This window comes from Sphingopyxis sp., assembly GCF_036402335.1.
Classification (GTDB): domain Bacteria; phylum Pseudomonadota; class Alphaproteobacteria; order Sphingomonadales; family Sphingomonadaceae; genus Sphingopyxis.
This window is the reverse complement of the sequence record NZ_DASWTD010000469.1, coordinates 1-6,984: the sequence shown is the minus strand read 5'-3', so window position 1 is coordinate 6,984 and position 6,984 is coordinate 1. Positions and strand designations below refer to the sequence as shown.

Annotated in this window: 6 protein-coding genes; all 6 read left to right on the top strand. The window is 61.7% G+C overall.

Features of this window, described 5'->3' with window-relative positions:
* The first annotated feature begins 39 nt into the window (after positions 1-39).
* Positions 40-711 (top strand): DUF3617 domain-containing protein, encoded by a 672-nt coding sequence (locus VGD20_RS15275; RefSeq protein ID WP_331135266.1) that lies wholly within the window; start codon positions 40-42, stop codon positions 709-711.
* Positions 712-835: 124 nt separating this feature from the next.
* On the top strand, positions 836-1,270 hold the full coding sequence (locus VGD20_RS15270; protein ID WP_331135265.1) for a hypothetical protein: 435 nt from the start codon (positions 836-838) through the stop codon (positions 1,268-1,270).
* Between the two features lie 30 nt (positions 1,271-1,300).
* The gene (locus VGD20_RS15265; protein WP_331135264.1) at positions 1,301-2,929 is read left to right on the top strand and encodes an alkaline phosphatase D family protein; all 1,629 of its coding nucleotides are present in this window, start codon (positions 1,301-1,303) and stop codon (positions 2,927-2,929) included.
* Entirely contained in the window at positions 2,836-4,548 is a 1,713-nt protein-coding gene (locus VGD20_RS15260) for an amidase family protein (protein WP_414714582.1), read from the top strand. The genes VGD20_RS15265 and VGD20_RS15260 overlap by 94 nt, the downstream gene beginning before the upstream one ends.
* A gap of 93 nt (positions 4,549-4,641) precedes the next feature.
* Positions 4,642-6,144 (top strand): amidase family protein, encoded by a 1,503-nt coding sequence (locus tag VGD20_RS15255; protein WP_331135263.1) that lies wholly within the window; start codon positions 4,642-4,644, stop codon positions 6,142-6,144.
* Positions 6,145-6,373: 229 nt separating this feature from the next.
* On the top strand, positions 6,374-6,984 hold a 611-nt coding region (locus tag VGD20_RS15250; protein ID WP_331135262.1), incomplete at its 3' end, for a serine hydrolase domain-containing protein.

The window sequence follows — 6,984 nt, the reverse complement described above, 5'->3', positions numbered from 1 at the left end:
AGCGTGTTAAAATCGCAACGAACCCTTGATTGATCGGGCATGGCGGGCAACCGCCATGCCTTTTTTTTACGCGACAAACTCATTGGCTTTCCACCTCTCGTGAACGCGCAGTCGGCCGCTGCGCTCGTTTCGGTCGCGAAGGGCGTGCTGTTTTTCGCATGGCTAAACCAGGCCGGAGGGCGGCTAAATTCGAGGTTCGTGCATATGAGGAAGGCGAAGAAACTCCCGCAGATCTTGGCGCTGATCGTGCTGGCGGCGGCGGGCGGTACGCCCGGCGGATCGGTGGCGCGCGAAGCGGGAAATTGGAAGAATGACCGGAAACTCGTCAAATTCGAATTTCCCGGCATGCCGGCCAAAGAGCGCGACCGGGTGGTTGGCATGATGTCGAACAATCCCAGCATCAACGAGTGCCTGACTCAGGAGCAGATCGACAAGGAAGGCCCGCTCGTCGACCTGCTCGCCAGGAAGGGGGCAGGCGAAGCTCAGTGTACCTGGTCAAAAAAGGCGATCGTCGACGGCAAGGTCGACATCGTGGGTGCCTGTGTCTTCGGCGACCAGGCGTTCGACCTGGCGGTCACCGGTACGGCGGCATCCGACAAGACCGACATCCTCGTCGCGATCGACGGAAAAGTCCCGCTCGGAAAAGTAGAAATGTCCGTGATTGACGTTCGCACCGGGCCATGCGTGGCTGGTGAAGCGAAAAAATCATGAAATTTCAGCAACCCTAAATATATATGATAAATATATTACAATACTGTGTAGTTTCAATAGTCTTATATTAGGCAATATCAGAACTACTATTGGAAAAATATCGAAGAAAGTTTGGAGTTTTATTATGGGTAAGTCGATTTTTGTTCATGCGATGATCGCCGCCTTGGCCCTGTCGATTTCGACGCCCGGTTCTGCCAAGGACGACAAGCCAGCCTTCAGCATCAAGACGCCGATCGAGGAAATCGCAGCGAACCCTGCGGCCCGGGCGGTAATCGATGCCGAATTGCCCGGTTTCACCACCCACCCGATGTACGAACAGTTCAAGACCATGAGCCTCGATGCGCTCGATGCCATGTTCCCTGGCGCGGTGCCGCGCGAACGGATCGATGCGGTTGACAAGGCGCTGCGCGCCATTCCTGCCAATACCGCTACTGCTGCAGTGGCGAGTGACGGCGGGAGCGCCACGACCGGCTCCGGTGATGCCGGGCAACCGGCCAAGCCTGCCGATGCCGCGCCGCCGGCCGGAACAGAGACGGCCGGCAGCAATCCGCAACGATAACGCGCCCGCAAGCACGCGCCGGAAACCGAAATGACAATCGAAATCAATCGACGCGAGTTGATCCTGACCGGTACGTTGGGATTTGCCGCGCTGGCGATTGGAGGCCCAAGCACCGCCGCACTCCTGACCGCGACGGGCTTCACGCATAATGTCGCGAGCGGCGAACCCGGACCCGATTCTATTCTGTTATGGACGCGCTATGTGCCGAGCAAACGCGTCGACGCGCGACTGACGGTCGAGCTTTCGACCACCCCCGATTTCGGCGCGGTCAAGCTTGGCGGAACGGCCATCGCCAAGCGTGCCGACGATTATACGGCGCGGATTCCGGTCCATGGGCTCGATCCGGGCCGCACCTATTTTTATCGTTTTATCGCCCCTAATGGCGCGGTTTCGCCGGTGGGGCGTACCCGTACGCTTCCGGTCGGACCGGTGGCGCGCTTTGGGCTCGGCGTATTTTCATGCGCCAACATGCCCTTTGGCTGGTTCAACGCCTATGGCCACGCCGCCACACGCGACGACATCGACCTGATGGTCCACACCGGCGATTATTTCTACGAGTTCAAACAGGGCTATTATCCCGACGCGGCAAAGGCGGTCACCGGCCGGCAGTTCGAGCCCGCGGGAGAGGCCATCCGGCTTGCGGACTACCGGCTGCGGCTCGCCAGCTATCGGACCGATCCCGACCTGCAGCGACTTCACCAGATGTTCCCGATGATTGCGCAGCGCGACGACCACGAACTGGCGAATGATGCTTGGGCGCATGGCGCCCAAAATCATACGCCCGACGAAGGCGATTTCGAAACGCGCAAGCGGGCGTCGATCAAGGCCTACAACGAATGGCTGCCGGTATCGGGCCAGACCTGGTCCAGCTACGACATCGGCGACCTCGCCACGATCTTCCGGCCCGAGACCCGGCTGACAGCGCGAAGCGAAGCGCTCGACATGCGCGCGGCCGTCGCGGGGGATGGCGACCCGGTGGAGAAATTGAAACTATTGCGCGACGGCCCGCTCGCAGATGCCAAACGTACCTTGATGGGAGCCGAGCAGGAGCAGTGGCTTTACGACGGGCTGGCCGCATCGAAGAAGCGCGGCGCAAAATGGCAGGTGCTCACGCAGCAAGTGCTGATGGGACAGTGGAAAACGCCGCCGCTGCCGCCCGAACTGATGCAGAATCTGCGGATACCTCCCGAAGGCGCGGCCTATCTCAAGGCGATCGACGCTGCGACCAAGGCAGACGTTCCCCCGGATCTCGACAGCTGGGCGGGCTTCCCCGCCGCGCGCGCGCGATTGCTTGGCGCGGCGCAGGCGGTGGACGCCGATCTGGTGGTGCTGTCGGGTGACAGCCATAACGCCTGGGCGTTCGACCTCAAGGAAGATGGCAAGCCTGCCGGCGTCGAATTCGGCGGCCAAAGCGTGACGTCGCCTGGCCTCGAAAATTATCTGGCGGTGCCGCCTGCAGCGATCGCGCAGTTCATCAAGGGCGCCAGCCCGGAGCTGAAATGGGCCGATACCAGCAACCGCGGCTACATGGCGATCGAACTGACTCCCGACAGGGTTACGGGCGAATGGGTGTTCGTCGACAGCGTCGCGACACGCTCGCTCGCGACGAAGGCAAGTCAGAAGATGCATGTCGAGCGGGGGATAAAAATGTTCGCATGACGATCGCGGCATCGCGCCGCGATCGCCTGCTGGAAAAAAAACGGGCCCAAACTGGGTTCCGGACAAAGGAGGAATCGATGACGTCCCGGTTTGGCTGGTTCTCCCCTCGCGCTCCAAGTCCTGCGCGGCGTAACTTTTTGAAGATGGCCGGCGTGCTCGGCGCCGCCACGCTCCTTCCGGGCGCAGCGGTTGCCCGGACCGATCTGGGGCCGACGGGGCTGGCGCCCGGTGACATGGACGCGACCGAGCTTGCCGCCGCGATCAAGGCCCGCAGAATCTCTCCGCTCGAAGCCGTCGATGCCGCGATCGCCCGCGTGCAGGCGGTGCAGCCGAGCATCAATTGCATCAGCGAGGAACTTTTCGATCGCGCGCGCCAGCGTGCCGCGACGATCGATCTTTCGGCGCCCTTCGCGGGAGTCCCCTACCTGATCAAGGACGAAGCCGACATCATCGGCAAGAGCAAACATTTCGGCTCGCGTCTCGACAAGGTCATGCCGATCGCCAAGCGCAACGATATATTGGTCGAACGATGCGAGCAGATCGGCCTGAACCCGTTCGCCCGGACGACGATGTCCGAATTCGGCATCCTCCCGACCACCGAAACCCTGGCCTATGGCGTTACCCGCAACCCCTGGAACCTGGACCATGTTCCGGGCGGATCTTCGGGCGGCGCGGCGGCGGCAGTCGCCGCCGGGATCGTCCCCACAGCGCACGGATCCGATGGTGCGGGGTCGCTCCGTATTCCCGCGAGCAATTGCGGCCTGGTCGGTCTCAAGACATCGCGTGACCGTATCGCGGGCGGGTCCTTTCTGGGACAGCCCTTCTGCTTGTCGCGAACGGTGCGCGACACGGCAAATCAGCTGGCATTGGTCGAAAACCGGGGCGCCGATGCCGCCTATCCTCCAATCGGGCACGTAACCGGACCCGCCAAGAAGCGGCTCCGCATCGGTTTCATCATGAACGGGCTCAGCGGACACCGGCCGTCGCGCGACGTTGTCGACAGCATCGATGCGACGGTCGGACTGCTCGAAGGACTTGGGCACAAGGTCGATGAAACGCGTTGGCCGTTCGACGGGACAAAGTTCGTCGAGGATTTCATGCTCGCCTATATGGCCAAGGCCAAGGCGACGCGCGCGCGCATGACAGGCGGCAAATCCCCTCCCGACCCCGCGCTGATCAAGGGATTGATCGAAGCGGCCTCTTTCGACGTCGGCACGTTGGGTTCGGAATTTTCCGATCAGGAGATTGCCGAAGCCTATGTCCGCATGGCCGTCAGTTCGGTGGCCTATTTTGAGATGTTCGACAAAATGGACGTTCTGGTCACGCCCGTCCTCCTGACGCCGCCGGTCAAGATTGGCGAGATCAACGGGTCGATTCCCTTTCCGGTGCTTCTGATGCGGCTGAACCGCTACGCCGATTACACGATGCTGCAAAATGCGAGCGGCGGGCCCGCGATCAGCTTGCCGATGCACTGGACCAAGGACGACCTGCCGGTCGGCGTCCAGTTTGCCAGTGGCCTCGGAGACGAACGCACCTTGCTCGAACTCGCTTTCGAGCTGGAGCAGGCCCAGCCCTGGGCACAGCGCCGTCCGTTGTTGTGGGCGCCTTCGCGCGTCTGAACTTTCGTAAATTTGAACAATATCTCTATTCGGGGAGAAGTCGACATGACCGTTTTTGCGTATGACACGTCTGGACAAGGGCGGCGGAACTTTTTGAAGACCCTCGGTATGGCGAGTGCCGCTACGCTGGTTCCAGGTATCCCTTTCGCGCGTGCCGCGACGGACACCGATTTCGCCGCGATGGATGCAACCGCACTTGCTGCTGCGATCCGGGCCCGCAAGATATCGCCGCTGGAAGCGCTCAACGCGGCAATCGCGCGCGCGCAGGCCGTGGAACCCAAGCTCAACATTTTGAGCGAAGATCTTTACGAACGTGCCCGCAAGCATGTCGCCGCGATCGACGTCGCGGCACCCTTTGCCGGGGTTCCGATGCTGATCAAGGACGAGGCGGATGTGGCGGGGACCGCCAAGCATTTCGGATCGAAGCTCGACAAGATGATGCCGCCGGCCACCGCGAACGACCCGCTGGTCGATCTGATGGAAAAATCGGGCTTCAACATTTTCGGGCGCTCGACCATGCCCGAGTTCGGGATCCTGCCCACCACCGAGACATTGGCCTATGGCATCACACGCAACCCGTGGAGCCTTGACCATGTTCCGGGCGGATCGTCGGGGGGCGCCGCGGCAGCCGTTGCATCAGGGGTCATTCCGGTGGCGCATGGGTCAGATGGCGCGGGATCGCTGCGCATTCCCGCAAGCAACTGCGGGCTGGTCGGCCTGAAGCCATCGCGCGGCAGGATCGTGGGCGACCGCCCCTTTATCGATGGCAAGCGGAACGTCGGGTCCTTTTTGGGGGAATCCTTCTGCCTTTCGCGCACCGTGCGCGATACCGCCAACATGCTCGCGCTGGTCGAGATGAAGGGGGCGCAGGCTCCCTATCAACCGCTGCGGACGGTAACCGGGCCGCCGAAGAAGCGGCTGCGTATCGGCTACATCATGAACGGCCTCGGCGGGCATGTGCCTTCGCCCGAGGTCCAGGAAAGCATCACCAAAACACTTGGCCTGCTACGATCGCAGCGGCACGAAGTCAGCGAATTGCAATGGCCCTTTCCCGGTGAGGCCTTTGTCGAGGATTTCACGCTGATCTATACCGCGCGCGCGCGGGAGGCGAAAAAGATGCTGCCGGCCGGCGCGGAAATTCCGCCCGCCGTCCTCAAAGGCCTTGTCGAGCCGGCCTCTTTCAGCATGTCCATGATGAGCGACGAGATTACCGACGAAGCGTCCGAGGCGGCTTATGCCCGCATCGAAGGCTATTCGAAGGCCTATTTTTCGCTCTTCGACAAGATCGATATTCTGGTGACTCCGGTCCTGCTCAAGCCGCCGGTCAGGATCGGCGAGATCAACGGTTCGCTTCCTGTTTCGGTGCTGATGCAGCGACTGAACCATTATGGCGACTACACCATGCTCCAGAACGCGAGCGGAGGGCCCGCGATCAGCCTTCCCATGCACTGGACCAAGGATGGTTTGCCGGTGGGCGTCCAGTTCGCCGGACGTCTGGGTGCCGACTATGACCTGCTGGAACTGGCCTTCGAACTGGAGGCCGTGCGCCCGTGGGCGTCGCGTCGGCCGCCGCTCTGGGCGCCCGCGCTTGTGTAAAGCAAACGGCCGAAGTTGAAGGCTCGATACAGGAGATTATTTGATGCGCCGGTTCCTCGCGCCTTTGGCAAGCGGTATCGTCATTGCCTTGCTGGCAACGAGCGCGTCCGCGCGCCAGGAGGTTGTTGCTCGAGAAAGCATTGCGGAAGCGCCGAAGTCCCGGCCGGCGTCGTCCAATCCTCTGCCCGCAACGGCAGACCTGTATAAATCCTACGTGGCGTCGGACAAAATGCCCGGCATCGTTGGAGCATTCGGCATCGGCAACCGGCCGACGATTTTCGTCTCTTCGGGCAAGATATCCTATGATGCCGACGCGCAGGCTGCGGGCCCCGACAGCCTTTGGCGCGTCTATTCGATGACCAAACCGGTAACCGGCATCGCTGCGATGATCCTGGTCGAAGAGGGCAAGCTCGACCTTGATGCGCCGATCGGCAATATTCTGCCTGCATTCAAGAATATGACTGTGCGGCTGAGCGAGGACACCATCGCCTCCCGCCCGGCGGCACGACCGATCACCGTGCGCCATCTGCTCACCCATACATCGGGCCTGGGCTATAATATCGTCACCCAGGGTCCTTTGCTCGAACAATATAACAGGAAGGGTATCAGCCCGCTTGCGGTCAACAGCGCGCTCGAGGCCGCATCGCGCAAAACCCGTCCTGCTTCGCTTCAGGAATTCGCCGACCGCGTGGCAACGCTTCCGCTTGTCGCCGATCCGGGGACGCGGTGGAGCTATTCGATCGGGCTCGATGTGCTCGGCGCGGTAATCGAGAAGGCGAGCGGGATGCCATTCGACGCCTTTGTGCAGACACGCATTTTCGACCCGTTGAAGATGCGGTC

What these genes read in the sequence shown, in the direction of transcription:
- VGD20_RS15265 (WP_331135264.1), top strand. Translation starts at nt 1,301, where the DNA reads ATGACAATCGAAATCAATCGACGCGAGTTGATCCTGACCGGTACGTTG.
- VGD20_RS15270 (WP_331135265.1), top strand. Translation starts at nt 836, where the DNA reads ATGGGTAAGTCGATTTTTGTTCATGCGATGATCGCCGCCTTGGCCCTG.
- VGD20_RS15260 (WP_414714582.1), top strand. Translation starts at nt 2,836, where the DNA reads ATGGGTGTTCGTCGACAGCGTCGCGACACGCTCGCTCGCGACGAAGGC.
- VGD20_RS15275 (WP_331135266.1), top strand. Translation starts at nt 40, where the DNA reads ATGGCGGGCAACCGCCATGCCTTTTTTTTACGCGACAAACTCATTGGC.